This window comes from Pseudomonas sp. LB3P31 (assembly GCF_054897945.1).
This window is the reverse complement of the sequence record NZ_CM142710.1, coordinates 3,117,817-3,142,686: the sequence shown is the minus strand read 5'-3', so window position 1 is coordinate 3,142,686 and position 24,870 is coordinate 3,117,817. Positions and strand designations below refer to the sequence as shown.

Annotated in this window: 21 protein-coding genes and 1 pseudogene; 9 read left to right on the top strand and 13 right to left on the bottom strand. The window is 60.0% G+C overall.

Translation table 11 applies throughout. The features are described 5' to 3' along the window. Positions 1 to 14: 14 nt before the first annotated feature. The 4 genes from tauA to ACYZTK_RS14210 all read right to left on the bottom strand — a co-directional run bounded on the left by tauA (position 15) and on the right by ACYZTK_RS14210 (position 5,803). Positions 15 to 992, bottom strand: coding sequence for a taurine ABC transporter substrate-binding protein (gene tauA / locus ACYZTK_RS14225; RefSeq protein WP_462010477.1), 978 nt, complete (start codon positions 990 to 992; stop codon positions 15 to 17). 227 nt (positions 993 to 1,219) lie between these two features. Next, complete coding sequence (gene gshA, locus ACYZTK_RS14220) at positions 1,220 to 2,803, bottom strand: glutamate--cysteine ligase (RefSeq protein WP_462010476.1); 1,584 nt, start codon at positions 2,801 to 2,803, stop codon at positions 1,220 to 1,222. A 292-nt stretch (positions 2,804 to 3,095) separates the two neighbouring features. After that, positions 3,096 to 3,479 (bottom strand): PaaI family thioesterase, encoded by a 384-nt coding sequence (locus ACYZTK_RS14215; protein ID WP_462010475.1) that lies wholly within the window; start codon positions 3,477 to 3,479, stop codon positions 3,096 to 3,098. After that, on the bottom strand, positions 3,479 to 5,803 hold the full coding sequence (locus tag ACYZTK_RS14210; protein WP_462010474.1) for a Tex family protein: 2,325 nt from the start codon (positions 5,801 to 5,803) through the stop codon (positions 3,479 to 3,481). The genes ACYZTK_RS14215 and ACYZTK_RS14210 overlap by 1 nt, the downstream gene beginning before the upstream one ends. A gap of 361 nt (positions 5,804 to 6,164) precedes the next feature. Between ACYZTK_RS14210 and ompR the strand changes: the two genes are divergently transcribed. Beyond that, the gene (gene ompR, locus ACYZTK_RS14205; RefSeq protein ID WP_027922237.1) at positions 6,165 to 6,905 is read left to right on the top strand and encodes an osmolarity response regulator transcription factor OmpR; all 741 of its coding nucleotides are present in this window, start codon (positions 6,165 to 6,167) and stop codon (positions 6,903 to 6,905) included. A gap of 103 nt (positions 6,906 to 7,008) precedes the next feature. Further along, positions 7,009 to 8,322, top strand: coding sequence for an ATP-binding protein (locus tag ACYZTK_RS14200; RefSeq protein ID WP_462010473.1), 1,314 nt, complete (start codon positions 7,009 to 7,011; stop codon positions 8,320 to 8,322). A gap of 136 nt (positions 8,323 to 8,458) precedes the next feature. On the opposite strand, the gene rimK is transcribed toward ACYZTK_RS14200, so the two are convergent. From rimK to rimA, 3 genes are read right to left on the bottom strand one after another with little or no spacing between them, the layout of a single operon-like run. Then, positions 8,459 to 9,364: a 30S ribosomal protein S6--L-glutamate ligase gene (rimK, locus tag ACYZTK_RS14195; protein WP_045061318.1), complete on the bottom strand. Its 906-nt coding sequence runs from the start codon at positions 9,362 to 9,364 to the stop codon at positions 8,459 to 8,461. Then, positions 9,361 to 9,840, bottom strand: coding sequence for a retropepsin-like aspartic endopeptidase RimB (rimB, locus tag ACYZTK_RS14190; RefSeq protein WP_462010472.1), 480 nt, complete (start codon positions 9,838 to 9,840; stop codon positions 9,361 to 9,363). The genes rimK and rimB overlap by 4 nt, the downstream gene beginning before the upstream one ends. Before the next feature lie 18 nt (positions 9,841 to 9,858). Beyond that, positions 9,859 to 10,638 carry a S6 modification regulatory phosphodiesterase RimA gene (gene rimA / locus ACYZTK_RS14185; RefSeq protein WP_462010471.1) on the bottom strand — a complete coding sequence of 260 codons (780 nt, stop codon included), beginning with the start codon at positions 10,636 to 10,638 and terminating at the stop codon, positions 9,859 to 9,861. A gap of 116 nt (positions 10,639 to 10,754) precedes the next feature. Between rimA and ACYZTK_RS14180 the strand changes: the two genes are divergently transcribed. From ACYZTK_RS14180 to ACYZTK_RS14170, 3 genes are all read left to right on the top strand, one after another. After that, positions 10,755 to 11,162 carry an RNA-binding S4 domain-containing protein gene (locus tag ACYZTK_RS14180; protein WP_462010470.1) on the top strand — a complete coding sequence of 136 codons (408 nt, stop codon included), beginning with the start codon at positions 10,755 to 10,757 and terminating at the stop codon, positions 11,160 to 11,162. Between the two features lie 147 nt (positions 11,163 to 11,309). Continuing rightward, on the top strand, positions 11,310 to 12,212 hold the full coding sequence (gene hslO / locus ACYZTK_RS14175; RefSeq protein WP_462010469.1) for an Hsp33 family molecular chaperone HslO: 903 nt from the start codon (positions 11,310 to 11,312) through the stop codon (positions 12,210 to 12,212). Positions 12,213 to 12,393: 181 nt separating this feature from the next. After that, entirely contained in the window at positions 12,394 to 13,935 is a 1,542-nt protein-coding gene (locus ACYZTK_RS14170; protein ID WP_462010468.1) for a phosphoenolpyruvate carboxykinase, read from the top strand. Positions 13,936 to 13,996: 61 nt separating this feature from the next. Here the strand turns inward: ACYZTK_RS14170 and ACYZTK_RS14165 are convergent. Then, positions 13,997 to 14,410: pseudogene (locus ACYZTK_RS14165) on the bottom strand (EamA family transporter); the annotation flags it as partial. Positions 14,411 to 14,551: 141 nt separating this feature from the next. Here ACYZTK_RS14165 and ACYZTK_RS14160 point away from each other — a divergent pair. The 3 genes from ACYZTK_RS14160 (at position 14,552) to ACYZTK_RS14150 (ending at position 18,522) form a co-directional block, all read left to right on the top strand. Then, positions 14,552 to 16,486 (top strand): RecQ family ATP-dependent DNA helicase, encoded by a 1,935-nt coding sequence (locus ACYZTK_RS14160; protein WP_462010467.1) that lies wholly within the window; start codon positions 14,552 to 14,554, stop codon positions 16,484 to 16,486. Between the two features lie 215 nt (positions 16,487 to 16,701). Continuing rightward, a complete protein-coding gene (locus tag ACYZTK_RS14155) occupies positions 16,702 to 17,928 on the top strand; it encodes a 3-hydroxyacyl-CoA dehydrogenase (RefSeq protein WP_462010466.1) in 1,227 nt (408 codons plus the stop codon). Positions 17,929 to 18,102: 174 nt separating this feature from the next. Further along, complete coding sequence (locus tag ACYZTK_RS14150; RefSeq protein ID WP_462010465.1) at positions 18,103 to 18,522, top strand: acyl-CoA thioesterase; 420 nt, start codon at positions 18,103 to 18,105, stop codon at positions 18,520 to 18,522. 69 nt (positions 18,523 to 18,591) lie between these two features. Here the strand turns inward: ACYZTK_RS14150 and ACYZTK_RS14145 are convergent, their stop codons facing one another. The 4 genes from ACYZTK_RS14145 to ACYZTK_RS14130 all read right to left on the bottom strand — a co-directional run bounded on the left by ACYZTK_RS14145 (position 18,592) and on the right by ACYZTK_RS14130 (position 23,441). Then, positions 18,592 to 19,077 carry a glycine zipper domain-containing protein gene (locus tag ACYZTK_RS14145; protein ID WP_462010464.1) on the bottom strand — a complete coding sequence of 162 codons (486 nt, stop codon included), beginning with the start codon at positions 19,075 to 19,077 and terminating at the stop codon, positions 18,592 to 18,594. Positions 19,078 to 19,277: 200 nt separating this feature from the next. After that, on the bottom strand, positions 19,278 to 21,626 hold the full coding sequence (locus ACYZTK_RS14140) for an FdhF/YdeP family oxidoreductase (protein ID WP_462010463.1): 2,349 nt from the start codon (positions 21,624 to 21,626) through the stop codon (positions 19,278 to 19,280). Continuing rightward, positions 21,623 to 22,462 (bottom strand): formate dehydrogenase accessory sulfurtransferase FdhD, encoded by an 840-nt coding sequence (gene fdhD, locus ACYZTK_RS14135; RefSeq protein WP_462010462.1) that lies wholly within the window; start codon positions 22,460 to 22,462, stop codon positions 21,623 to 21,625. Before fdhD ends, ACYZTK_RS14140 begins: the two co-directional genes overlap by 4 nt. Positions 22,463 to 22,553: 91 nt before the next feature. After that, positions 22,554 to 23,441 (bottom strand): LysR family transcriptional regulator, encoded by an 888-nt coding sequence (locus ACYZTK_RS14130; protein ID WP_462010461.1) that lies wholly within the window; start codon positions 23,439 to 23,441, stop codon positions 22,554 to 22,556. Positions 23,442 to 23,579: 138 nt separating this feature from the next. Between ACYZTK_RS14130 and lysM the strand changes: the two genes are divergently transcribed. Then, positions 23,580 to 24,029, top strand: a complete 450-nt coding sequence (gene lysM / locus ACYZTK_RS14125) for a peptidoglycan-binding protein LysM (protein ID WP_462010460.1) — start codon at positions 23,580 to 23,582, stop codon at positions 24,027 to 24,029. 118 nt (positions 24,030 to 24,147) lie between these two features. Here lysM and yrfG read toward each other — a convergent pair whose 3' ends face one another. Further along, positions 24,148 to 24,810 (bottom strand): GMP/IMP nucleotidase, encoded by a 663-nt coding sequence (yrfG, locus tag ACYZTK_RS14120; RefSeq protein ID WP_462010459.1) that lies wholly within the window; start codon positions 24,808 to 24,810, stop codon positions 24,148 to 24,150. Positions 24,811 to 24,870 lie beyond the last annotated feature (60 nt).

The following is a 24,870-nucleotide window of genomic DNA, read 5'->3' as shown; positions in this document are numbered from 1 at the left end:
CAATTAACTCCCGATCAGTTGGTGATGAACTTGGCGTTCACGTACGGAGCGTAGTCCGGCAACACCGCATCGACCTTGCCCTGCTCCTTGAGGAACACGGCGGTGTCGGTGATGGCCTTGGTGGTCGGCGCGCCGAGTGTGGTGACCTGGTCAGCAGCCAGCGGGTAGACGTTGCCCTGCAGCAGCAGAGGAATGTCGCTGGCCTTGGCGCCGGACAGCTTCACCAGCTTGTCGACGTTGCTTTGATTGGCCAGCCAGGCTTGCGGATCCTTGCGGTATTCGGCGTAGGCGTCGAGGGTCACCTTGGCAAAAGCGGTAACGATTTCCGGATGCTTCTCGGCGAAGTCCTTGCGCACGATCCACGCATCAAAAGTCGGTGCGCCAAACTTGGCCAGTTCGCCGGAGGTGATCAGCACCTTGCCGGTTTCCTTGGCCACGCCCAGCGCCGGGTCCCAAACGTAAGTGGCGTCGATATCACCGCGTTTCCACGCTGCGATAATCGCCGGCGGCGCAAGGTTGAGGACGGTGACTTTCGATGGGTCGATGTTCCAGTGTTTGAGCGCGGCCAGCAGGCTGTAGTGACCGGTGGAAACGAACGGCACGGCGATTTTCTTGCCGATCAGATCTTGTGGGGTCTTGATCCCGGAACCGTCGCGAGCGACCAGGGCTTCGGCGGCACCGATCTGAGTGGCGATGAGGAAGGTTTCCACTGGCACTTTGCGAGTGATCGCAGCGGTCAGGGGGCTGGAACCGAGATAACCGATCTGCACGTCGCCTGAAGCGATGGCCGCGATGATGTCGGCACCGTTGTCGAATTTGCGCCAGTCGATCTTGGCGTTGGTGGCTTTTTCATAAGCGCCGTCGGCCTGGGCGACTTTCGCCGGGTCAACGGTGGTCTGGTAAGCGACGGTGACGTCGGCGGCCTGGGCAAAGAAGCTTGCTGCAGCCAATGATGCAGCCGCCAGGAGGCGAAGGGGGAAAGTCAGTTTCATTGAGAAGCTCCTTTTCAGACGACCGAGAGTCGGTGTGAAAGGAGACTAAATGATATAAGAATTCGAAAATAAATAACTTTTTCGAATTAGCTTATGAGCGGAATATTCTAAAGATCAAAAGATCGCAGCCTCGTTGCACTCGACAGCTCCTACGGCCCTACAGTGACCAGCCATCACTGTAGGAGCTGTCGAGTGCAACGAGGCTGCGATCTTTGAACAGGCGCCGCTTAGTTACTGATCGCCAGAATACTCGCCTGATACGACCCGACAAACACATCAAAATCGCCGACTTCGTTTTGCTCCAGCTCCACCTGCTCCGCCAGCGACGACCGTGCCCGCGCTTCGAATTTCGCCTGGTCTTCAGCCGAAAGCGGTTCGCTGCGGAAATATTCCGCGTGCGCCTGACTCTGGCGCAACGAGAATTGGCTGAAGCTCTCCTTGTGCTCAGCCATCGCCGCCAGCACCTGGGCCGATGGCGTCAGGGACGGGTCCTTGACCTTGGCCAGCTGCGCATCCAGGGCTTTGCTATGGGCATCGCTGCCCTGGCTCTGGTCCAGCAGCGCGGCTAACGGTGCAATTTTCTCCAGCAACTCGCTGGCCCATTCCTTCAGGTCTACCGGCTGACCGTCCCGCTGCAATTGCAGGCCCGGGCGGCGACCGTCCTTGACCACACTGAGGAAGTTCGAGGTCGCGTTGCCGCACGAGCAGTTGGTCAGCAGCGGGCTCTCGTTGAACGCGCAGTACAACAGGAACGCGTCGAGGAAGCGCGACTCGGTGAGGTCGACGCCCATCGGCAGGAACGGGTTGATGTCCAGGCAGCGCACTTCGACGTACTGAATGCCGCGGGCGACCAGCGCCTGGATCGGCCGCTCGCCGGTATAGGTCACGCGCTTGGGCCGGATGTTGGAGTAGTACTCGTTTTCAATCTGCAGGATGTTGGTGTTGAGCTGAACCCACTCGCCGTCCTGATGGGTGCCAATCTCGACATAGGGCGCATAGGGTGTTGCCACAGCCTCGCGCAGGCTGTCGGTATAGCTGGCCAGATCGTTGTAGCACGGCGTCAGGCCGGCCTGGGCGTTGCTCTGGTAACCCAGGTCGCTCATGCGCAGGCTGGTGGCGTACGGCAGGTACAGGGTGTCCGGATCGAGCTGTTCAAGCTGATGCGAGCGACCGCGCAGGAAGCCCGCATCCAGGGCTGGCGAAGCACCGAACAGGTACATCAGCAGCCAGCTGTAGCGACGGAAGTTGCGGATCAGCGCGATGTAGGCCGACGACTGATAGTCGCGGTCGGTGCCGACAAATCCTTCGGCTTTCTTCAGCAGCGGCCAGAGCTTTTCCGGCAGGGAAAAATTGTAGTGAATCCCGGCGATGCATTGCATGGTCTTGCCGTAACGCAGGGCCAGGCCCTTGCGGTACACGTATTTGAGCTGACCGATGTTGGACGTGCCGTAATAGGCGATCGGGATATCTTCCTCGGCCGGCAACGGGCACGGCATCGAGGGACTCCACAGGTACTCGTTGCCGAGCTTGCTGTAGGCAAAGCGGTGAATGCTGTCCAGGCTCGCCAGGGTATCTGCCGGGTCGGGCAGGGCGGGCGTGATGAACTCCAGCAGCGACTCGGAGTAGTCGGTGGTGATTTGTTCATTGGTCAGCGCGGAACCCAATTCTTCCGGGTGAGGCGTTTGCGCCAGGCGACCTTCGCTGGTCACGCGCAGGCATTCACGTTCGATGCCGTGAAGGCACTGTTCGAGCAGAGAGAGGTTAGCGCGCTCGCCGAGCAGAGCCAGGCGGCGGTTGAGAAGTTCGCTCAAGTTGGATTCCTTCACGCGTCAGTCGCCCCAATATGGGGGTGGGCAAGACGGTCTACAAGGGTGAAGTTGAAACTGGCGTTTTCGCCTGGTTTTTGGATCGCACGGGTCTGGTGGCAACCAGCCAGGGAGTGATCGCCGCAATCCCCTGTGGGAGCGGGCTTGCTCGCGAAGGCGGCGGATCAGGCAACATCATGGTTACCTGACACACCGCCTTCGCGAGCAAGCCCGCTCCCACAGGAATTCCGGCGCTGCGGTCACAGCGCTGAAATTAACTCAAAATGATGGTCTTCATCTACAGCACTGCGAACGTGCCTTGCGCTTTTGCGACCAATTTTCCGCCTTGCATCACCTCGGCCTCGACCACCAGCGTGCGCCGGCCCGGGTGGATCACCCGCGCCGTGCACATCACTTCGCCGTCGGAAACCGCGCGAATGTAGTTGATCTTGCATTCGATGGTCGCACTCTGCTGGTCAAAGCCGTGGGTGCTGGAACAGGCCAGCCCCATGGCAATGTCGACCAGGCTGAACAACGCCCCGCCATGCAACTTGCCGCCGCGGTTACGCAATTCTGGCTCAAGCACCAGGGCGACTTGCGCCACCCCGGTTTCCAGGCTGTGCAAGCGACAGCCCAGCAGCCTGAAAAAAGCGCTTTCGGTGACCCCGTCAGGGAGCTCCATCACCGCTTCTTCAGCTGCTTGGCGTTGGCGAACAATGAAGCCATGGCGTTGTTGGCCGGAGCCGCCGCCGTGGTTTCCTTGCGTGGTGCGTTGTTCTGCGACTGGCGTGGCGCCGAACCCGGACGTGCGCCACGGGCACCATCGATTTTCTCGCCCGGAGTGTCGCTCATGCGCATCGACAGGCCGACGCGTTTGCGCGGGATGTCGACTTCCATGACCTTCACTTTCACCACGTCACCCGCTTTCACCGCTTCACGTGGATCCTTGATGAATTTCTCCGAAAGCGCAGAGATATGCACCAAACCGTCCTGATGCACGCCGATGTCGACGAATGCGCCAAAGTTGGTCACGTTGGTCACCACGCCTTCGAGGATCATCCCCAATTCAAGGTCCTTGAGGTCTTCGACGCCTTCCTGGAATTCCGCGGTCTTGAACTCGGGACGCGGGTCGCGGCCTGGTTTTTCCAGCTCTTGCAGGATGTCGGTCACCGTTGGCAGGCCGAAAGTCTCGTCGGTGTACTTCTTCGGATCGAGGCGTTTGAGGAAGCTCGCGTCACCGATCAGCGAACGGATATCACGGTCGGTTTCAGCGGCAATGCGCTGCACCAGCGGATAGGCTTCAGGGTGAACCGCAGACGAGTCCAGCGGGTTGTCACCGTTCATGACGCGCAGGAAGCCGGCGGCCTGTTCGAAGGTTTTTTCACCCAGACGCGCGACTTTTTTCAGCGCGGCGCGGGTCTTGAATGCACCGTGTTCGTCACGGTGGCTGACGATATTCTGCGCCAGGGTCGAGTTGAGGCCGGAAATACGGGCCAGCAGCGCCACCGAAGCGGTATTGACGTCGACGCCCACGGCGTTGACGCAGTCCTCGACCACCGCATCCAGGCCACGCGCCAGTTTCAGCTGCGACACGTCGTGCTGATACTGGCCGACGCCAATCGATTTCGGATCGATCTTCACCAGTTCAGCCAGCGGATCCTGCAGGCGGCGAGCAATCGAGACTGCGCCACGGATCGACACGTCGAGGTCCGGGAATTCCTTGGACGCCAGTTCCGACGCCGAGTAAACCGATGCCCCGGCCTCGGACACCATGACCTTGGTCATTTTCATCGCTGGATATTTTTTGATCAGTTCCGCGGCCAGCTTGTCGGTTTCACGGCTGGCGGTGCCGTTGCCGATGGCGATCAGGTCTACCGCGTGCTTGGCGCACAGGGCCGCCAGAATCGCGATGGTCTGGTCCCACTTATTGTGCGGCACGTGCGGATAAACCGTGGCGTGGTCCAGCAGCTTGCCGGTGGAGTCGACCACCGCTACCTTGCAGCCGGTGCGCAGGCCTGGATCGAGGCCGAGGGTGGCGCGTGGGCCGGCCGGTGCAGAGAGCAGCAGGTCGTGCAGGTTGTGCGCGAACACGTTGATCGCCTCGGTTTCCGCGCCATCGCGCAGTTCGCCGAGCAAATCGGTTTCCAGGTGGGTGTAGAGCTTGACCTTCCAGGTCCAGCGCACCACTTCGCCCAGCCATTTGTCGGCGGCACGGTTCTGGTTCTGGATGCCGAATTGCTGGCCGATCATGCCTTCGCACGGGTGCATGGTGCCCGGCAGTTCGTCGCCGACTTTCAGTGCCGAGCTCAGAATGCCCTCGTTGCGGCCACGGAAAATCGCCAGGGCGCGGTGCGACGGCATGCTTTTGAGCGGTTCATCGTGTTCGAAGTAGTCGCGGAACTTGGCGCCTTCTTCTTCCTTGCCGGCGATTACGCGGGCACTGAGGATCGCTTCCTGCTTGAGGTAGCTGCGCAGTTTGTCCAGCAGGCCGGCGTGTTCGGCGAAACGCTCCATGAGGATGTACTTGGCGCCCTCGAGGGCCGCCTTCACATCGGCCACGCCTTTTTCGGCGTCGATGAAGCGCGAGGCTTCGGCGTCCGGGGTCAGAGAAGGGTCGTTGAACAGGCAGTCGGCCAGCTCGCCGAGGCCGGCTTCCAGGGCGATCTGGCCCTTGGTGCGGCGCTTCTGCTTGTACGGCAAGTACAGGTCTTCAAGGCGGGTCTTGGTGTCGGCGAGCTTGATGTCGCGTTCCAGCGCCGGGGTCAGCTTGCCTTGTTCCTGGATACTGGCCAGGATGCTGATGCGCCGTTCGTCGAGTTCTCGCAGGTAGCGCAGACGCTCTTCCAGATGACGCAGCTGGATGTCATCGAGGCTGCCGGTCACTTCTTTCCGGTAGCGGGCGATGAAGGGTACGGTAGAGCCTTCATCGAGTAGCGCGACGGCCGCTTCGACCTGTTGTGGGCGTACACCGAGTTCCTCGGCGATGCGGCTGTTGATGCTGTCCATATAACCACCTGACAAATTGTGAAAGCAGGCTCGCAGGCACAGGAATAGAGGCTCGGCGAGTCTGGTTGAGCGGCCTGGCCTGCGCCGCTACCTGGATCAACAGGCATCCCGTTGACCCGTGAAATCGAACAATTACTGCCAGCGCCATGAAAATAAAAAGCGGCCGCTGCAGCAAACGATCAGACGTTGCCTGACACAAAAGGCCGCGCATTATAACCAGCGAACGGAGATCTGGGGGCATCGCAGGCGCAAGGCACCCACCCCGGTTTACTGGCGGTCGAGGAAAAATCTGCTAACAATGCACACGGTGCGTATAACGGCAGCTACGCCATAATGCGCGCCGAGCTAAAAGGAGCATCTAATGAGCAGCACTGCAAACATTGCTGAAGGCGAAAAAATTCTAATTGTTGATGACGATCCGGGGCTCAGCAGCCTGCTGGAGCGCTTTTTCGTCAGCAAGGGCTATCGTGCTCGCGCGGTACCGAACACTGAACAGATGGACCGCCTGCTGGCGCGTGAAGTGTTCAACCTGGTCGTACTCGACCTGATGCTGCCAGGCGAAGACGGCCTGACCGCCTGCCGCCGCCTGCGCACCGCAAACAACCAGATCCCGATCATCATGCTCACCGCCAAGGGCGATGAACTGAGCCGGATCAAGGGTCTGGAGTTGGGCGCCGACGATTATCTGGCCAAGCCGTTCAACCCGGACGAGCTGATGGCGCGGGTCAAGGCCGTGCTACGTCGCCAGTCGACTCCTGTGCCGGGCGCACCGGGCAGCGAAGACGAGAGCGTAACCTTCGGGGATTACGAGCTGTCACTGGCCACCCGCGAGCTGAAGCGCGGCGACGAGGTGCACATGCTTACCACCGGTGAGTTTGCCGTGCTCAAGGCGCTGGTGATGAACGCACGTCAGCCATTGACCCGCGACAAGCTGATGAACCTGGCGCGTGGCCGTGAATGGGATGCCCTGGAGCGTTCCATCGACGTGCAGATCTCCCGTCTGCGCCGGATGATCGAGCCTGATCCATCCAAGCCGCGTTACATCCAGACGGTATGGGGCGTAGGTTACGTATTCGTCCCGGATGGCGCTGCCACCAAGTGATCGGCGATTTGTAGGAGCGGGTCATGCGGATGATTTTGTCCGCAGACTCGCGAACCGCAATATGCGAGCATCGCTCGCTCCTGCAAGTGTTTAGCGGTTATCCATGAAAACCCCCGTGTGGTTCCCCCAAAGTTTCTTCTCCCGCACCCTCTGGCTGGTGCTGATCGTCGTGCTGTTTTCCAAGGCGCTGACCCTCGTTTACCTGTTGATGAACGAAGACGTGCTGGTGGATCGGCAGTACAGCCACGGCGTCGCCCTGACGCTGCGCGCCTATTGGGCGGCGGATGAAAACAATCGTGACAAGATCGCCGAAGCTGCCACGCTGATTCGTGTGGTGGGCACTGGCGTGCCGGAAGGTGAGCAACACTGGCCTTACAGCGAGATCTATCAGCGGCAGATGCAGGCGGAACTGGGCGCGGATACCGAAGTCCGGCTGCGTATGCATTCGCCTCCGGCGCTGTGGGTTCGGGCGCCAAGCCTGGGTGACGGTTGGCTGAAAGTACCGTTGTACCCGCATCCTCTGCGCGGTCAGAAGATCTGGAACGTATTGGGTTGGTTCCTCGCCATTGGGTTGCTGTCCACGGCATCGGCATGGATTTTCGTCAGTCAGCTCAATCAGCCGTTGAAACGCCTGGTCTACGCCGCGAGGCAACTTGGTCAGGGGCGCAGTGTGCGCCTGCCCATCAGCGATACGCCAAGCGAGATGACCGAGGTTTACCGCGCTTTCAACCAAATGGCGGAGGATGTCGAACAGGCGGGCCGTGAGCGCGAGCTGATGCTGGCCGGGGTGTCACACGACCTGCGAACGCCGCTGACCCGCTTGCGCCTGTCTCTGGAGCTGATGGGCGATCACAGCGACCTGACGGACGATATGGTGCGCGACATCGAGGACATGGACGCGATTCTTGACCAGTTCCTGGCGTTTATTCGCGATGGTCGCGACGAGTCGGTGGAAGAGGTCGATCTGATCGACCTGGTGCGTGAAGTCGCTGCACCGTACAACCAGAACGAAGAAAAAGTGCATCTGCGTGTGGAGCCGATTCAGCCGTTTCCGCTACGGCGGGTGTCGATGAAACGTTTGTTGAACAACCTGATCGGCAATGCGCTACATCACGCGGGCAGCGGAGTGGAGGTCGCGGCGTACGTGTCTGGCGATACCAGTGCGCCCTATGTGGTCCTGAGCGTAATGGACCGTGGGGCGGGGATAGATCCGGCGGAGCTGGAGGCGATCTTCAACCCGTTCACTCGCGGCGATCGTGCCCGGGGCGGCAAGGGCACTGGCCTGGGTTTGGCAATCGTCAAGCGGATTGCTTCGATGCATGGCGGCAATGTCGAGCTGCGCAACCGCGATGGCGGTGGGCTGGAGGCGCGGGTGCGGTTGCCGTTGGGGTTGATGTTGCCGCGAGATGCTGTCTAGTCGCTGATGACCCCTTCGCGAGCAAGCCCGCTCCCACAGGGTTTTGCAGTGAACACATGATTGTGCTTTACCACAGACCCTGTGGGAGCGGGCTTGCTCGCGAAGGCGGCCTCCCGGCCGCCATAAACTTGAAGGTTTAACCCTTGCCCTTGGTGCGCGTCATATTCGGCCCACCATTCTTCTCAAGATGCTCAATGATGATCCCTGCCACGTTCTTCCCGGTGGTGGTCTCGATCCCTTCCAGACCCGGCGACGAATTCACCTCCATCACCAGCGGCCCGTGATTGGAACGCAGGATGTCCACACCGGCCACCGCCAGCCCCATCACCTTCGCTGCACGCAAGGCCGTCATGCGCTCTTCCGGCGTAATTTTGATCAGGCTCGCGCTGCCTCCGCGATGCAAGTTGGAACGGAACTCCCCAGGCTTGGCCTGGCGCTTCATCGCAGCGATGACCTTGTCGCCCACCACAAAGCAGCGAATATCCGCACCGCCAGCTTCCTTGATGTACTCCTGGACCATGATGTTCTGCTTGAGGCCCATGAACGCCTCGATCACCGATTCCGCCGCCGTAGCGGTTTCACACAGCACCACGCCGATACCCTGGGTACCTTCGAGCACCTTGATCACCAGCGGGGCGCCATTGACCATCTCGATCAAGTCGGGAATGTCGTCCGGGGAGTGGGCAAACCCGGTAACCGGCAAGCCAATTCCCCGGCGCGAGAGCAACTGCAGCGAACGCAGCTTGTCCCGCGACCGCGCGATCGCCACCGATTCGTTGAGCGGGAACACCCCCATCATTTCGAACTGACGCAGGACGGCGCAGCCATAAAACGTCACGGATGCACCGATACGCGGGATCACCGCATCAAAACCCTCCAGCGGCCGGCCACGATAGTGGATCTGCGGCTTGTGGCTGGCGATGTTCATGTAGGCGCGCAGGGTGTCGACCACGACCATTTCGTGGCCACGCTCGGTGCCGGCCTCGACCAGACGACGAGTGGAATACAGACGCGGGTTCCGCGACAGCACAGCGATCTTCATGCAACACCTGTGGAAAGGGTAGATACCGGGAACACCGGCTTGTCTTGTACGTATTTGATACCCGGATTGACCACCAGTTGGCCGTCGATCAGGGCTTTGGAACCGAGTAGCAGGCGATAACGCATGGATTTGCGGCAAGCGAGCGTGAACTCGACCCGCCAGACCCGATCACCCAGGGCCAGGGTGGTGCTGACCACGTAGCGCTTTTGCGCGTGGCCATTGGAACTCTTGATGGTTTTCATCGTCACCAGCGGCGCTTCGCAACGCCGGTGACGCAGTTGCACTACCGTGCCCAGATGCGCGGTAAAACGCACCCACTTTTCGCCCTCGCGTTCGAACGGCTCGATGTCAGTGGCATGCAGGCTCGAGGTGCTGGCACCGGTGTCGATTTTTGCTCGCAGGCCAGCGACTCCCAGATCCGGGAGCGCCACCCACTCGCGCAGACCGACAACGGTCAAATGGTCAAATGTCTTCAATAGGAAATAAACCGGCGATTAACGCGTCCAGGCTCCAGGTGTTACCTGGGCCAACGCTTTGAATGCAGGCCTGGCGAACCAGTAACCCTGCATCAGAAAAATTCCACAGTCCGCCAGGAAATCCCGTTCTCCAGCGCTTTCAATGCCCTCGGCAATGACTGTAACGTCCAACTCCGCACAGATTGTGACAATCCCTCGCACGATCGCCTGACGAACACGATCGCGGTCGATATCACGGATCAGTGCCATGTCGAGTTTGATCAGGTCTGGTTGGAAGTCGGCAAGCAGATTGAGCCCCGAGTACCCCGCCCCGAAATCATCGATGGCGGTCTTGAAGCCGAATTCGCGGTATTCACGCAGAATATTGGTCAAATGGCGATAGTTATCTACGTGCTGGCTTTCCAGGGTTTCGAAAATAAGCCGGTTGATCGGGAAGTCGTGCTTTTTTGCCGCCTCCAGTGTGCTGCGAATACACAGCTCGGGGCGGTACACGGCATTGGGCATGAAATTGATCGACAGGTTGGTTTGCATGCTCAGATTCGCCGCACCTGCAATAGCCCGAGTGCGGCAGAGCTGGTCGAATCGATAGCGATTGCTCTCGGTAACCTGGTCGAGTACCGACATTGCGCCTTCACCGGCGATTCCGCGCACCAGCGCTTCGTGGGCAAAAATCGACTGATCTCGCAGGTCAACGATCGGTTGATAGGCAAAGGCAAAATCGAAGCCCAGGGGTTCGCTTTGCTGACATCCCAGGCAACTGCCCTTGGGTGAAGTCAATGAAGTCGGGAAAATAGTCAATCGAACACTCCACAGCAATGAACCGACCAGGATCACATTGTATCTGCAGGAGCGGGTTCTTGCGCCCGACAGAAACGGTAGTACAGTTCCGACTATTGGCTGAAAGAGGAATTCCGGTGGCACAAAAACAGGAACAGGACGACAAGGTTCGTCTCGATAAATGGTTGTGGGCTGCGCGGTTTTATAAAACACGTGCCTTGGCCAAGTCGGCAATCGAGAGTGGCAAGGTGCACTGTCGGGGCGAGCGCTGCAAACCCGGTAAGGAACCACGGATCGGCGACGAGTTCCAGATCCGCATGGGCTTCGAGGAGCGCACGGTGGTGGTTCAGGGATTGTCGATCGTACGCCGTGGTGCGCCCGAGGCGCAGGCGCTGTACGCCGAGACCGACGCCAGCGTCGCCAAGCGCGAGGCCGCCGCAGCGATGCGCAAGGCCGGTACGCTAGGCATGACCACCGACGGCAAGCCGAGCAAAAAACAGCGGCGAGATCTGTTTAAATTCCGTGGAAGCAGCAACGACGAGTGAGGCGGCGCAGACTTGCAATCCGGCGCGCGCGCAGCCATATCGGGTTGATCCCGGCAAACACCACTCGTCGAATAAACTTTGCGTGCGCAAAAAGCCGTGCGAATTACTCTTTGAAATCTTTTGACATTAATTCAGATACCCAGACCTATGACCGATCTAACGGATACCGACTACACCCAACGCTTCATCTTCGATGACAGCGATACCCGCGGCGAACTGGTTTCGTTGGAGCTCAGCTACGCCGAAGTCCTGGCCAAACATGCGTACCCGGAACCGGTCGCGCAATTGCTTGGCGAGCTGATGGCGGCAGCGTCGCTGCTGGTTGGCACCTTGAAGTTCGATGGCTTGTTGATCCTTCAGGCTCGTTCCGATGGCCCGATTCCGCTGCTGATGATCGAGTGCTCCAGCGAGCGCGAAATCCGTGGCCTGGCCCGTTACGAAGCCGAGCGTATTGCGCCGGATGCAACGCTCGCCGACCTGATGCCTAACGGTGTCCTGGCACTGACCATCGATCCGACCCAGGGCCAGCGCTACCAGGGCATCGTCGACCTGGATGGCGAAACCCTGTCGGAATGTTTCACCAACTATTTCGTAATGTCTCAGCAAGTAGGCACGCGCTTCTGGCTCTACGCCGATGGCCGTCGCGCCCGCGGCCTGCTGTTGCAGCAACTTCCCGCTGACCGCCTGAAAGACGAAGAAGACCGCGCCGCCAGCTGGCAGCACATTACCGCCCTGGGCAGCACGCTGACCGCCGATGAGTTGCTCAGCCTGGACAACGAAACCGTGCTCCACCGCCTGTATCACGAAGAACAGGTGCGCCTGTTCGATGTGCAGCGCCTGCGCTTCCGTTGCAGCTGCTCGCGCGAACGATCGGCCAATGCACTGGTCAGTCTGGGTCTGGAAGATGCTCAGGAGCTGGTTGTCGAACACGGTGGCAACATCGAGATTGACTGCCAGTTTTGTAACCAGCGTTACCTGTTTGATGCTGCCGATATCACCCAATTGTTCGCTGGAGCAGGTGTCGATACCCCGTCAGATACCCGTCACTAAAACGGTTCAGCGCAGGTAAATTCACTGGTAAGTGGCGGATTAACGCCGTTACGACGGGAGGGCCCTACTATTTTTGGGCTTTTCTGGCATAATCCGGCCCACTTTTTTCGCGGTAGTAGTGCACGACTTTCTACTACAAAACGTTTGGAGCACACTCGGCCACTGGCCGACGGGGAACCTCATGACGCAAGCCAATAACGCCGTGTACACCGATCTGAGTGTTGATGATCTGGTAAAAGAAGCCCTCAATCGCGGTGAAGGCGAGCTTGCCGATACTGGCGCGCTGGTTGTTCACACCGGTCACCGTACCGGCCGCTCGCCAGTTGACCGCTTCATCGTTGAAGAGCCGTCCACCCAGGCTGCCATTGCCTGGGGCCCGATCAACCGCAAGTTCCCGGCCGACAAGTTCGATGCCCTGTGGGACCGCGTCGAGGCATTCAACAACGCGCAAGAGCATTTTGTTTCCCATGTTCATGTAGGTGCGTCTGCCGATCACTACCTGGCCGTGAAAATGACCACCCAGACTGCCTGGCAGAACCTGTTCGGTCGCTGCCTGTTCATTAACCCGGCCCAGTACAACCCGGCTGGCCGTGAAGAGTGGCAAGTGCTCAACGTCGCCAACTTCGAATGCGTCCCTGAGCGTGATGGCACCAATTCCGATGGTTGCGTGATCCTCAACTTCGCCCAGAAAAAAGTGCTGATCGCTGGCATGCGCTACGCCGGTGAAATGAAAAAAGCCATGTTCTCGGTGCAGAACTTCCTGCTGCCGGCTGCCGACGTGCTGCCAATGCACTGCGCTGCCAACATCGGTGAAGAGGGCGACGTGACCCTGTTCTTCGGCCTGTCCGGCACTGGTAAAACCACCCTGTCCGCCGACGAAAGCCGTTACCTGATCGGTGACGACGAACACGGCTGGGGCGAAGGTGTTGTGTTCAACATCGAAGGTGGTTGCTATGCCAAGTGCATCGACCTCTCCGAGAAGAACGAGCCGGTTATCTGGAAAGCCATCCAGCACGGTGCAGTCCTGGAAAACGTCGTTATCGATGACGCCAAGCACGCCGACTACGCTGATGTCAGCCTGACCCAGAACAGCCGCGCCGCCTACCCGCTGGAGCACGTTGCCAAGCGTTCCGAGAAGAACCTCGGTGGCGAGCCAAACGCGGTGATCTTCCTGACCTGCGACCTGACCGGCGTACTGCCGCCAGTGTCGATCCTCAGCGAAGAGCAAGCGGCCTACCACTTCCTGTCCGGCTACACCGCTCTGGTGGGCTCGACCGAAATGGGTTCCGGCAGCGGCATCAAGTCGACCTTCTCTACCTGCTTCGGCGCACCGTTCTTCCCGCGCCCAGCTGGCGAATACGCAGAGCTGCTGATCAAGCGCATCCGCGGCTTCGGTTCCAAGGTCTACCTGGTCAACACCGGCTGGACCGGCGGCGGCTACGGCGTCGGCAAACGCTTCAACATCCCGACCACTCGCGCGGTCATCGCAGCGATCCAGAGCGGCGCGTTGATCGGTGCCGAGACCGAACACCTCGACACCATCAACCTCGACGTGCCATTGGCCGTGCCGGGTGTTGAAACCGGCCTGTTGAACCCACGTAATACCTGGGCTGACAAAGCTGCTTACGATGAATCGGCGAAAGCACTGGCCGGTCTGTTCGTGGAGAACTTCAAGAAGTTCGACGTGAGCGACGCGATCAAGGCTGCAGGTCCAAAGTTGTAAGTGTTGGCCTGATGCAATGAAAAAGCCGCCTTCAGGGGCGGCTTTTTTGTGCGCGGTGTCTTCAAGTCTTGAGGTGCAGCACCAACGTACCGAGCAACACCAGGACCACCCCTAGCACCTGGATTTTCGCCAGCCGTTCCTTGAAAAACACGTACCCCAGGATCGCCGCAATCCCTCCGGACAGGGTGCTGATCACCGTCACCACCGAAACCGAGCCCGCCACCGCGCCCCAGGCAAATGACGAGAACCCGCCAAGGTTCATCAGGCTGGCACCGGTCAGTATCATGCAGTTTTTCAGCGGCGGGATCTTCAGGCCGTCCTTGATCCTCACTACGATCACCACCAGCACGATCAGCCTGATCAGATAGGCGAGCCACAGCATCGTCACCGGTCCAAGCACCGGCAGTACAAACTGGCCCTGCAACCAGAAACTGGTGCCATAGAAAACCGCCGCCAGCAGCGCGTAGGCCAGACTTATCGCTGTCTTGATCTCCCACTCAGTGCCATCCCCCGCGCGGTATCATCCCGTATCTTTTTTTACCCCGACCTTTTCTCGACTCGCGGCGATCGCCAGCTAGGCTTTGGGCTTCGCCAGCGGTCAACGGAGTGACAGCTTATGCACAACACCCTGGAACAGGTTTTCGGTTATCCACAGTTTCGTCCCGGCCAGGAGGCTGCGATCTGTGCAGTGCTGGCCGGGCGCTCGGCAGCGGCGATCTTCCCCACGGGCTCGGGAAAATCGCTGTGCTATCAAGTCTCGGCCATATTGCTGCCGCACCTGACGCTGGTGGTTTCGCCACTGCTGGCGCTGATGCAGGACCAGTTGGCATTCCTGCAGCGTCACGGCATCTCGGCAGGCAGTATCGACTCGGCGCAGAGCCGCGATGACGCCGCCGATGTGATGGCGCGGGCCAAGTCAGGTGAGCTGAAGATCCTGATGGTTTCGGTGGAACGGCTGAAGAACGAGCGCTTTCGAAATTTTCTCCAGCAGGTGCCGATCTCGTTGCTGGTAGTGGATGAAGCGCACTGTATTTCCGAGTGGGGTCATAATTTTCGGCCCGATTACCTCAAGCTTCCGGACTACCAGCGCCAGTTCAATATTCCCCAGGCACTGCTGTTGACCGCGACTGCGACGCCGAAGGTGATCGCAGATATGGAAGCCAAGTTCGCCATCGCTGCAGAGGACGTGGTGACCACCGGTTTCTATCGTCCCAACCTCAACTTGCTGGTGGAGCCGGTCCGCGGACAGGACAAGCGCCGGCGCCTGGTTGAATGGATGAGCCAACGTCCAGGCCAGCCGAGCATTGTCTACGTCACCCTGCAGAAAACCGCCGAGCATATTGCCGAGCACCTGGGTCGCAACGGCATCCAGGCCGAGGCCTATCATGCGGGGTTGGCCCACGATAAACGTGAAGCCATCCAGAAGCGCTTCATGGGTGGGCAGTCCAATTGCATCGTCGCCACCATTGCGTTTGGCATGGGCATCGACAAGAGTGATATCCGCAACGTGGTGCATTTCGACCTGCCCAAATCCATCGAGAACTACAGTCAGGAAATCGGCCGCGCCGGGCGTGACGGACAGCCGTCGGACTGCCTGGTACTGGCCAACCGCGACAGCCTTAACGTGCTGGAAAACTTCGTCTACGGCGACACCCCGGAGCTGGAGGGAATCCAGCGGGTGCTGGACGAGTTGAAAGCTGCCGCGCCGGACGGGCAATGGGAGTTCCTGCTGGGGCCGCTGGCGGACCAGAGCAACATCCGGCAGTTGCCGCTCAAGACGCTTTTGGTGCAGCTGGAGTTGCGCCGGATCATTGCCCCGCGTTACGCCTACTACGCCGAGTACCGCTTTAAATATCTGCAGGAGCCCGGTGAGTTGCTGGGCCATTTCGAGGGTGAGCGCAGGGATTTCGTCGCGGCAATCATTCAGTCTTCCGCGCGTGCGCGAGCCTGGGCGACAGTGAATTTTGACGCGCTGTACGAGCAGTATCAGGCTGAGCGTAATCGAGTGGTCAAGGCACTGGATTATTTCCAGGAGAAGGGCTGGATCGAGCTTGAAAGCAAGCAGATGACCGAGGTGTACAGCGTGTTGCAAGCAGACTTTGAAAGTCAGGCGCTGGCCTCGGAACTGCACTCGTACTTCACCCGGCACGAGCAAACCGAGGTCGCGCGGATTCACGCGATGCTCGACCTGTTCGCTACGGAGCACTGCCTGGGCTACCGCTTGGCTGAGTACTTCGGCGACTACAACGCGCCGCAGCAGTGCGGGCATTGTTCGGTGTGTCATGGCGATATCGCACGACTGCCTGCGCCGCCAGAACTGCCAACGCTTGTGGATAAAAACTTCGAGGCATTGTGCGGTGAGTTTATCCACAAGCATGAGCAGCACACCGGGAGCCTGCCTTCGGCCGAGCGAGTGACGCGGTTTTTGTGCGGGGTCAGCGTGCCGTTGTTCACCAAGCTCAAGGCGCGGTCGATGACGGGGTATGCGGCGCTGGAGGCGTATCCGTATGGCGAAGTCCGGTGTTGGGTCGCGACGCATCTTCCAACCTGAACCGGATCCCCTGTGGGAGCGGGCTTGCTCGCGAAGGCGGTGTGTCAGTCATCGCTGTTTTGAATGGCGCGCCGCCTTCGCGAGCAAGCCCGCTCCCACAGGGGATTTCTTGCATCCATTCGGTGAATGTCCCCCATCACAGGAATAAATTTCAAAAATGATCGGTGGCTGACTATGGTGAGGGCTGTCTTTGGATCGCCAACAAGAGAACAAGCATGAGCCAGACACCGTTCGACATTCAGCGCGCCGCCGTGATTGGCGCGGGCACCATGGGCCGAGGCATTGTGATGTGCCTGGCGAATGCCGGAGTGCCGGTGCAATGGGTCGATAACAACCCGCAGATGCTTGAGCAGGCCCTGGCCGCCGTGGCTGATACCTACGCTCACAATGTGCGCCAGGGTCGGATCGATCAGGCTGAAGCGGATGCGCGCATTGCGCGGGTGACGACAGCGGCCGATTACGCAGCCATTGCCGAAGCGGACCTGGTGATCGAAGCGGTGTACGAGAACCTCGAACTCAAGCAGAAGATCTTCCGCGAGCTTGACGCTGTGCTCAAGCCCGGGGCAATTCTGGCTAGTAATACCTCGGCGCTGGATATCGACGCCATTGCGGCAGTCACTGGCCGGCCGGAGCAGGTCCTGGGCCTGCATTTCTTCAGCCCGGCGCACATCATGAAGCTGCTGGAGATCGTCCGCGGGGCGAAGACTGCGCCAGCGGTACTGGAAGCGGCGCTGGCGTTAGGCAAGCGCATGGGCAAGGTCAGTGTGGTGGCGGGCAACTGCGAGGGTTTCATTGGCAATCGCATGCTCAATACCTACGTCCTTGAAGCGCGCAAGATGTTGCTTGAGGGCGCTTATCCGTATCAGGTCGATGCGGCGCTGCAGGGTTTTGGTTTCGCTATGGGGCCGTTTCGCATGTATGACGTAGTCGGCGTCGATCTCGGATGGCGGGCGAGGGAGTTGGCGGGCGTCGGGCAGGATGCACCAGAGATTCAGATCGATAATCGCTTGTGTGAGCTGGGTCGTTTCGGGCAGAAGAGCGGCAATGGTTACTATCACTATGAACACGGCAGTCGCCAGGCTGAGCACGATGTAGAGGTCGACGCGCTGGTGCTGGAGGTCAGCGAAGGATTGGGCTTCCAGCGCCGGGATATCTCACCTGAGGAGATTCTGGAGCGTTGCCTGATGGCATTGGTCAATGAGGGGGCGAAGATCCTTCAGGAAGGGATTGCGGGATCAGCCCATGACATTGATCTGGTTTATTTGAATGGCTATGGTTTCCCGGCGGACAAAGGTGGCCCGATGGCGTGGGCGGATCAGCAGGGATTGGCGGACATACATCAGCGGTTGCTGGCGCTGGAAACCCGCCAGGGTGATCACTGGAATCCGGCCCGGTTGATTGGGGAGTTGGCGGCGGCAGGGAAGGGTTTTGCTGACAGGTAAATGATACTGCGCCTGTGCTGGCCCTATCGCCAGCAGGCTGGCTCCCACAGGGAATCTCTGTTGTTCGCCTGGTCTGTGTTAATCGCCGATCATTTGTAGGAGTGAGCCTGCTCGCGATGAACGATAACGCGGTACCCCTTTCAAATGAGTACCCAAGCCAAGGAACCAACTCAGATGCCCCAACGCTCCGAATACCCGCACTTCCAGCCCATCACCACCCGCTGGCATGACAACGATGCCTACGGTCACGTCAACAACGTCACCTACTACAGCTTCTTCGACACGGCGGTGAATACCTATCTGATCGAAGTCGGCGGCCTGGATATTCACGACGGCGAAGTAGTCGGTTTTGTGGTGAGTTCGGCCTGCGATTATTTCGCTTCGATTGCCTTCCCGGATCGTATCGAAATAGGGCTGCGCGTGGGCAAACTGGGCAACAGTTCGGTGCAATACGAACTGGCCGTATTCAAGGCCGGTGAAGACGAAGCCTGTGCGGCTGGACGCTTTGTGCATGTGTTTGTGGATCGAGGGTCGAATCAGCCCGTGGCGATCCCTGCGGGGTTGCGCGGGGCGCTGGAGCGGCTGACGGTTTGACCGGCAAAAAAAAATCGCAGCCCAAGGGCTGCGATTTTTCTATCTACCGCTAACGAGGCGATCGATGCCTCAGTCGCGATAGCGATGTTTGTTCTTGCGGTGGCCATAGGCGTGACCGCGACCGTGATGGCCGTCACGGTAGTAGCGACGATCATCACGACCACCCCGGTAGGAGCGGCGATCATCGTCTTCATCGCTCTTGTTGCCCATGTAGTTACCGAGCGCGCCACCAGCGCCACCGCCGGCTGCGGAGCCGATCAGGCTGCCTGTGGTGCCGCCCATGCTGCGGCCGACCACGTTACCGCCGGCTGCGCCCAGCGCACCGCCGATAGCCGCTTCGCCACGGCTGCGTTTGTCTGCGCCGACTGCGCTACCACCCGCGCCGCCCAGGGCTGCGCCAATGGTCGAACCTGTGTTGCCGCCTAACGATTGACCGACGACCGAGCCTAAAACCCCACCCAATGCGCCGCCCACACCTGCTTCGGTGGTGCCTCCGGCAGAAGCGAAGCCACTGACCAGGCCAAGGGACAACAAGAGAATCGAGGAGAACTTCATAGAGGAACCTCAAGGGGATGACGGCGCGATCCTGAGGCTGGGAGAGGGTGGTTACAATCGAAATCCGACGAGTGACACGACTTGTACACAATTGCGTAAGTTACTGTTTTTTGGGCGGAACTTAATGCTTTTTCGCGGGTCTTTATCTACTTAAGACAGGCCGTTTCCTCACAGAAACGGCCTTTTTTGTGGGCATTTGATTACGCCGACCTGGCCATGATCAACCCGGTCGCACTCGCCGCTTCCAGTCGAATCGCCACAAACTTCGAAGTCGGCGTATGGCTGCCATCCCCCGTGCTCTCCAGCGGCACCAATGGATTCACTTCCGGATAATAAGCCGCAGCCTGTCCCGCCGGAATATCAAACGCCAGCAAGGTAAAGCCTTTTACCCGACGCTCACGGCCATCATCCCAGATCGATACGATGTCAGCCTTCTGCCCCGGCTTGAAGCCCAGGCGGATGATGTCTGCTTCATTGACGAACAACACGTCGCGCTGGCCCTTGACCCCGCGATAACGGTCATCGAGCCCGTAGATCGTGGTGTTGTACTGATCGTGGGAGCGCATCGACTGCATGATCAGGTCCGGCAGCACGCCAGTGGCGCGCGTACGTTCGTGAACCAGGTCCTTGGGCAGGATGTTCGGGCGGAAGTTGGCCCGGCCCGATGGAGTATTCCACTTGCGCGCACCGGCGCTGTTCCCCAGGTAAAAACCACCCGGATGTTTCACTTTCTCGTTGAAGTCCTTGAAGCCCGGGATAGTGTCGGCAATCAGGTCACGGATACGGTCGTAGTCGGCCACCAGCCAGTTCCAGTCCACCGGCTGGCTGCCCAGGGTGGCGGCAGCGATGCCGGCGATGATCGACGGCTCGGAGCGCATCTGGTTCGACAGCGGTTGCAGCTGGCCGTTGGAGGCGTGGACCATGCTGAACGAGTCTTCAACGGTCACCGCCTGCGGGCCCTCGGTCTGGATGTCGATGTCGGTGCGCCCCAGGCACGGCAGGATCAGCGCGTCCTTGCCATGGGCCAGATGGCTCCGGTTGAGCTTGGTGCTGATCTGCACGGTCAGGTCGCAGTTGCTCAGGGCCTGGAACGTGCGCGGGCTGTCTGGCGTGGCCTGGGCGAAATTGCCACCCAGGCCGATGAAGACTTTGGCGCGACCTTCGGCCATGGCGTGGATCGACTCGACGACGTTGTGACCGTGTTCGCGCGGTACCTTGAACTGGAAGCGACGCTCCAGGGAATCCAGGAACGCCACCGGCGGACGCTCGTTGATGCCCATGGTGCGGTCGCCCTGCACGTTACTGTGGCCACGCACCGGGCACAGGCCCGCACCTGGCCGACCGATGTTGCCACGCAGCAGCATCAGGTTGGCAATTTCCTGGATAGTCGGCACGGAATGGCGATGCTGGGTAATACCCATCGCCCAGCACATGATGACGTTCTTGCCGGTGGCGTACATGCGCGCCGCCTGCTCGATCTCCACCAGGGCCAGACCGGATTGCTCGACGATCTGCTCCCAGGGGGTGTCGTCAATGGCGCCCAGGTATTCCAGCACGTTGACGCTGTGTTCATTGAGGAAGTCGTGATCGAACACCGCGGGACCGCCGGCTTTCTGCGCGTCGCGCTCCCACTGCAGCAGGAACTTGGCCATGCCGCGCAGCAAAGCCATGTCACCCCCCAACGCCGGGCGGAAGTACGCGGTGTTGGTCGGCTTGTCGCCGTTGGTGAGCATTTCGATCGGGTGCTGCGGGTGCTGGAAGCGTTCCAGTCCACGTTCCTTCAGCGGGTTGACGCAGACCACCTGGGCGCCGCGCTTGACCGCTTCGCGCAACGGCTCAAGCATGCGCGGGTGGTTGGTGCCGGGGTTCTGGCCCCAGACGAAAATCGCATCGGCATGTTCGAAGTCGTCGAACGTCACCGTGCCTTTACCCACGCCGACACTCTGCGCCAGGGCCACACCGCTGGCCTCGTGGCACATGTTCGAACAGTCGGGAAAGTTGTTGGTGCCATAGGCGCGCACGAACAGCTGATACAGGTACGCGGCTTCATTGCTGGCGCGGCCCGAGGTGTAGAACTCGGCGTGATCCGGGCTCGGCAGGCCCTGCAAATGCTTGCCGATCAGGGCAAAGGCCGCTTCCCAGCTGATCGGCTTGTAGCGATCGGATGCGGCGTCGTAGCTCATCGGCTCGGTCAGGCGGCCCTGATATTCCAGCCAGTAGTCGCTCTGCTCCAGCAACGAGCTGACGCTGTGTTTGGCGAAGAATGCAGCATCCACCCGGCGTTTGGTCGCCTCCCAGTTCACCGCCTTGGCGCCGTTCTCGCAGAACTTGACCACGCCGCTTTCCGGCGAGTCGCCCCAGGCGCAACCCGGGCAGTCGAAGCCGCCGTTCTGGTTGGTCTTGAGCATCATCCGCAGGTTCTTCAGCGCGTTGTCGCTGGTCAGCCACGCCTGGGCCACACTGATCAGCGCGCCCCAGCCACCGGCCGGGCCTTTATAGGGCTTGTAGCGGGGAACGGGTTTCTGGTCGGCTTGATGATGTTGGCTCACGCTAAATTCTCCATCGCAGGGCTGTAAACCCGCGGCGCACTTTTCTGCGGCAGGTGGATGAGATTGAGGTTGTGGCGGCGCGCCCACTGCACGGCGAGGCCGGTGGGTGACGACAGGCTGACAAGGGTCTGGATGCCTGCGCGCAACACTTTGTGTATCAATTCGAGACTGCAGCGGCTGGTGACAATCGCCAGCCCGCCGTCAATCGGGATGTCCTGGCGAACAAGCCCGCCGATCAGTTTGTCCAGGGCGTTATGCCGACCGATGTCTTCGCGCCCCAGCAGCAACTCGCCCTGATCATTCATGAACACTGCCGCGTGGACCGCGCCGCAATGCTGGCCAAGCGGCTGGAAAGCACCGATGCGCTGGCGCAAGCCGTCCAGCCATTCAGCGGGCGGCAGGGCGGCGCCGGGCAGCACTGTCAGGTCTGGCAACGCCTGCTCGACTGCTTCCACACCGCACAGGCCGCAACCGCTGGTGCCGGCCAGTTGTCGACGTTGCTGCTTGAGGTTCCAGAACGCGCGGTTGGCGATGGTGACCTGGGCGTATTGCGCCGCGCCTGAACCGCTGAGCTGCAGGTCGTAGATGTCGCTGGCGTCCTTGATGATGCCGCTGCCGAGGCTGAAGCCAACGATAAAGTCTTCGAGGTCTGTCGGAGTCACCAGCATTACAGCCTGGCTGATGCCGTTGTAGGCGATCGCCAGCGCGACTTCTTCAGCCAGTTCGGTGCTGGCCGCTTCGGTAACGTCGAGGTTGCTGTAGCTGTAGGTCTGACTCGCAGCGGGCGCGGGCGTTTCAAGGGCAGGCGCCGCGCTGGCTGGGCGCTTGGCGTTCATGGCATCACCACGGATTGATAAGTATCAAGCCTAGGCGCGTCAATCGGTCGCGTCTAATCGCTAATACTGATGTGCCGATAGATGCCGTCGATCAAGCGTCCGTGCTCGATTTCTGAAAAATCGCAAAACACGCTTCTGCAAGTGCCGAGCGGGGCGCGCTACGCCGCATGATCAAACCCAGGCGAGCGAGGGTCTGCGCATTTTCAATGGGTTGCAGGCGCAGATGATCGGTGAGGTTCTCCAGTCCGCCGTCCAGTGGCATCACTGCGCAGCACAAACCTCCATGCACGGCTTGTAACAATTGATGCACGGCATCGGTCTGTAGCAGCGGCTGGGGCGTAAGGCCCCGGCTGTGGAAATTATGGTCGATGGACTGGCGAAAATGCATGCCGCTGGTGAGCATGCCCAACGGCAGTTCGATCAGCGACTCCCAGCTCAGCGGCGCCTCGCCGAAGTTGAAAAAGCGCTGGTCATAGAGCAGGCCCATGCGGGTTTCGCTGAAAGCCAGGGAGTCGAAGCGCTCGCCGTCGAGGCGTTCGAGGTACGACACTCCGAGGTCCAGGCGATTGCTTGCCAGTTGTTCGAGGATCTGTTCGGAGCTCAGGGCGGACAGCTCGAAACGCAAATTCGGGTGTTCGGCGTGCAGGCGTTGCATCAGCGGCAAGGGATCGAAGCTCGACAGCGGCACCACGCCCAATCGCAAGGTGCCGACCAGATTGCCGCGACAGGCGGCAGCCTCGGCTTGCAGACCGTCGTAGGCCGCCAGCACCGTGCGCGCCCACGCCAACACGCGCTCGCCGGGCGCGGTGAAACTCTCGAAGCGTTGCCCGCGATTGACCAGCGGCAACTCGAGTTCTTCCTCGAGGCTGCGCAGGCGCATCGACAGGGTCGGTTGGGTGATGTGGCAGCGCGCGGCGGCCTGGCCGAAATGTCGGGTCTCGTCGAGTGCGATGAGGAATTTCAGCTGCTTGATGTCCATCTTCGCTCCAGGGCGCAGGAAGGGACCGATTCTAGCGCCTGGGGGGAAGCGGCGTCATTGGTCGGGTTGGAACCGCGATGCGCAACCTTGGTCTAGGCTTTTGCGTCTGGACCCTTTTATTCCCATGGAGAGCACACGATGAGCCTTTTCAGTTTTCTTAAAGAAGCCGGTGAAAAAATCCTCGATGCGCTAACGCCGGACAAGGCCGAAGCGAATAGCGAGGCGCTGACCAAGCACGTTAAAGACGCGCTGACCGGGATCGATACTTCGAAGATTCAGGTGAAAGTCGAGGGCGACAAGGTCATCGCCACAGGCGAGGCTGCGACCCAGGAAGAGAAAGAAAAGATCCTGTTGTCCCTGGGTAACGTGGCCGGTGTCAGTGGTGTTGAAGACCAGATCACCGTGACCGGGCCGGTGGCCGTGGCGGCGAAATTTGTGGTGGTCGAGAAGGGCGATACGCTGAGCGCGATTTCCCTGCGGGTGTATGGCAATGCCAACCAGTATCAGAAAATCTTTGAGGCCAACAAGCCGATGCTCAAGGATGTGAACAAGATTTATCCGGGGCAGTCGTTGCGGATTCCTGAGTAGACCTCTAGGCCGCTTTCGCGAGCAAGCCCGCTCCCACAGGTTCAGTGTCGTTCGCCGAAAATGCGAACGACGCGAAACCTGTGGGAGCGGGCTTGCTCGCGAAGCAGGCGATCCGGTCTCAAAGCCCCACAACAAGCTCCCGATAATCCTCAACCGCCGCAAACTCCGCAGTGTCCTTGGGCCCCTTGCGACTATCGGGCTCACGTACCGCCAATAAATGCGCGATGCCAAATTCCCGCGCACTGCGCAAAATCGGCAAGGTATCGTCGATGAAAAGACTGCGCGCCGGATCGAAACCGATATCTGCCTGCAAGGCGTCCCAGAACTGCGGGTTTTCCTTGGGGAAGCCGTAATCATGAGAGCTGATCAAGCGCTCGAAGTACGGCGCCAGTTCAATCCGTTCAAGCTTCAACGACAGCGAATCACGATGGGCATTGGTGATCATCACCACCCGCTTGCCGGCTTTCTTGATCGCTGCCAGGAAGGTGTCTGCGTCCGGACGCAGGGCAATCAGGTGCGCGGTTTCCAGTTTCAACTCGCGCACCGGCAACTTCAGCTCGGCGCTCCAGAAATCCAGGCAGTACCACTGCAGCTGACCGGCGTTGCGTTCGAACAGCGGCTGCAATTCCATTTCGGCCATCGCCCGACTGACTCCGTGCAGCTCGGCGTAGCGTTGCGGCAGGTGCTCCAGCCAAAAGTGGTTGTCGAAGTGCAGGTCCAGCAGGGTGCCGTCCATGTCCAGCAAAACGGTATCGATGTCGTGCCAGGGCAGTAGGGACATAAAAACTTCTCCAGCGCTAAAAAGGATATCCGGGGTCAACATTCAGGATAGGCCGGGTAT